This window comes from Novacetimonas pomaceti (genome assembly GCF_003207955.1).
Lineage (GTDB): Bacteria > Pseudomonadota > Alphaproteobacteria > Acetobacterales > Acetobacteraceae > Novacetimonas > Novacetimonas pomaceti.
The window spans coordinates 1-3,009 of sequence record NZ_NOXG01000069.1 but is presented as its reverse complement, the minus strand read 5'-3'; the positions used below and the strand labels follow the sequence as shown (position 1 = coordinate 3,009).

General features: G+C 54.4%; 3 protein-coding genes. 2 read left to right on the top strand and 1 reads right to left on the bottom strand.

What is annotated here, in order from left to right; all coding sequences use genetic code 11:
- Positions 1-137: 137 nt before the first annotated feature.
- Complete coding sequence (locus CFR71_RS15430) at positions 138-1,121, bottom strand: SDR family NAD(P)-dependent oxidoreductase (protein ID WP_110532195.1); 984 nt, start codon at positions 1,119-1,121, stop codon at positions 138-140.
- 134 nt (positions 1,122-1,255) lie between these two features.
- On the opposite strand from CFR71_RS15430, the gene CFR71_RS15425 reads away from it, so the two are divergent.
- Both CFR71_RS15425 and CFR71_RS16665 read left to right on the top strand, forming a co-directional pair.
- A complete protein-coding gene (locus CFR71_RS15425) occupies positions 1,256-1,834 on the top strand; it encodes a TetR/AcrR family transcriptional regulator (protein ID WP_239020458.1) in 579 nt (192 codons plus the stop codon).
- Positions 1,835-1,854: 20 nt separating this feature from the next.
- Positions 1,855-2,013 (top strand): hypothetical protein, encoded by a 159-nt coding sequence (locus CFR71_RS16665; protein ID WP_165832124.1) that lies wholly within the window; start codon positions 1,855-1,857, stop codon positions 2,011-2,013.
- Positions 2,014-3,009 lie beyond the last annotated feature (996 nt).

Genomic DNA, 3,009 nt, shown 5'->3' with positions numbered 1-3,009 from the left:
GCATCGGGTTTTCTTATAGCTTACGAAAATTTCTTTTGTGCAAAACAGACTTTTTCATAATCTAACCCGATGTACAACCCTTCTGTGAGATTTCCGCGTCGATGCCCCTTCAGATCAGGCTGTCATGCAGGCGGCAGTTATGACGCGAGCCGCTCTCCCACCATTTCCTCACTTTTGGCCCATAAGGCTTCGGCGTGCGCGGGATCGACGGCATAGGCACGCACGCCCCCGTCAAGCAGTCCCCTGGGCACGTCATCAGGAATGACCTGTGCGACGTGGCAGTCCTCGCAATAATGTCCGCCTACCGCATCCGCAGACGCAACCACACCAGCCCAGACCGAGGTCGCGGCACCCTGTGGGACTGTCTTGAACTCAAATGGCGGTTTGCCTGCGGCAGATGCCTGGGCGTTGATCTGCGCCTCCATCGCTTCCAGTGCGCCTTCTGGCAGATAACGCACAAGTTCCGTCATGATCGCGCCAGGGTGCACGGCAGTGGCCCGTATGCCCTGCGCCCGGTGCCGGGCATCGAAAGCAACCGCGAACAGGATGTTGGCGGTCTTTGACCGGCCGTAAGCAATCCAGGGGTCATACGGTGTGTGCTCAAAATTCGGATCGGCAAGATCGACATCCGAAAAGCGATGCCCGGCGGAGGAGAGGTTGACCAGGCGGGAGCCCGCCCGCAGCAGGCCGGCAATCCTGTTGACCAGCACGAAATGCCCCAGATGGTTGGTGCCGAACTGGGTCTCGAACCCGTCCTTCGTATGTCCGAAAGGGGTGGCCATCACGCCTGCGTTGGCAATGACCAGATCGAACGGGTTGCCTGCCGCATTCAGGCGGTCCGTGGCAGCCCGAACGCTTGCAAGGTCCGCAAGGTCAAGTTCAAGCAGTTCAAACGATCCACCGCCTTTTTCCGCGTCACGCCGGACCTGCGTGGTTGCATGCTCCGCCTTTGCAAGATTACGCACGGCCCCAACGACCGTGGCCCCATGGGCCGCCAGAGCGCGCGCTGTCTCAACCCCCAGCCCCGCTGAAACGCCGGTTACAAGGACGCGTCTGCCGGCAAGGGAAACATTGCGCAGGACATCCTCGGTCGTGGATGTTGCGCCAAACTGCTGTGTCATAGTCTGTGCCATGATGGGTCTCCGGCATGAAGGGAACGCCATTCCTTGCGGAGATGACGTTCGGGGAGTTATGTGGAAGCATGCTCCGGTTATTTATATACGGAGAGTTCCTCCGTTTAACAAGAGGGGAAAACGTGAAAGAGGACCAGACGCGCCGTCGCAGGCCCCGCAGCGACGGACGCAAAAACCGCGAGCGCCTGCTGGAAACGGCCAGGACAGCCTTTAGATCAGGCGAAATCGACATTCCCCTGGATGAAATCGCGCGGCGCGCCGGCGTGGGAATTGGCACGCTTTACCGGCATTTCGCCAATCGCGACGCCCTGATCGAGGCGGTCTATCGCGCTGAACTGAACCGGCTGGCGGCGTCGGCCACCCATCTGGCGGACACCTATGCCCCCGTCGAGGCGTTGCGCGCGTGGCTGAAGCTGTTCGTTGACTATATCGCGACCAAGCAGGTGATTGCGCCCGCACTGAACAGCCTCATTGGCGGAACGGATGCGATCTATGCGGATTCCCGCGCAGTTCTTACCACCGCGATTGGCGGGCTGGTCGCCCGTGCCGTGGAAAGTGGCGACATCCGTCCTGACATCGAACCCATAGATCTGCTGTGCGCCCTGACCGGCGTTTCGATCTACGCGACAGGCCCCGGCTGGGAGGAGCGTGCAAAGCGCCTCGTTGACATCCTGATCGCAGGTTCACGACCCGAAGGGTGACTGTTACGGCTGAGGACGCCGTGAATCTCCTGCTGACAGGGCAGGGAGGCTGGCGGGAGATCCATCAGTCTCGTTTCGTGCGCGACCATGAACAGCAGATCAGCAAAGATGGATTGATCGAAAGCGATGAACGACTGCCACCCGGTTCCCGATCATCATCCGGACTGCTGCCATTGTGATGATCGACAGGCAGCATGGATCAGGGAACAGGGAAGGCGGAGATTGCAATATTCCGGATAATCCTGCGCATTTAAAAGGGATTATGTCGCGATTGGCGATATATGCCACGGTTGAATTCCTGTCCGCCCTGTCGGTGCCAGCCATGGCATGGGGTGGGCTGGATTATGCCCTAAGCAAACATCACAAATATAAATTGCACATAAATAATAGTTTCCGAAGCGATTCCTTGGGGTGTTGATTCGAATTCAATAAATTGAAGATTTGTGCATATTTAAATTTACAATACACAAAGAATTAATCTGTATTGACATATTCGTTACCTAGATGTTTTCGATATTAGAGCAATGCATATTATTTTATTGCAATGCGGATTGATGATTGAGAAGTTGTCGTCACTCGTTCCTCTTCATTGAAAGCAGGCTGGAATGCTCCAGAATAAGTGAACGCCATGACTTGCGGATAAAAACAACCGCATATGATATCCGGTATCTGTCCTGTTCATACAAAATAAAAATACGGAATGTAGGCAGTATGGAGCGTATGAATTTTTGAATTCTGATGCGATCATTATAGATTGTTATCTTGGATAATAATCCAGATAAAACTCACAAATATACATATGTAAATTTCGTTCGTATCTGTTCCTTCTTTCAGAAGGGGAACATAGAAACATCCTGTCTCCACGGCTGTTCGCAGTCGTGGATTGCCAAAAGAAACAACAAGACGGAGCCATGATCCTGATGCGCTGTATCCGGTTCAGGACTTCTGGGGGCGGAGACAACCATAGTGCCGGACAAGAAAATCTTGAAAAACCGTCGATTATTCCTTCAGCAGGCGCTTGCCGCGGTCCCGGGAATAACGCTGCTTGGCATGACAGGTCATCAGTCGCTGTTCGCATCGACGCGGATTTCTCACACTTGAGGCAATTTCGGGTCATTTTGTAGAATTCAGTCATCCCACAGGAGCCCGATCTGGAATATTGACGATATTCTGCT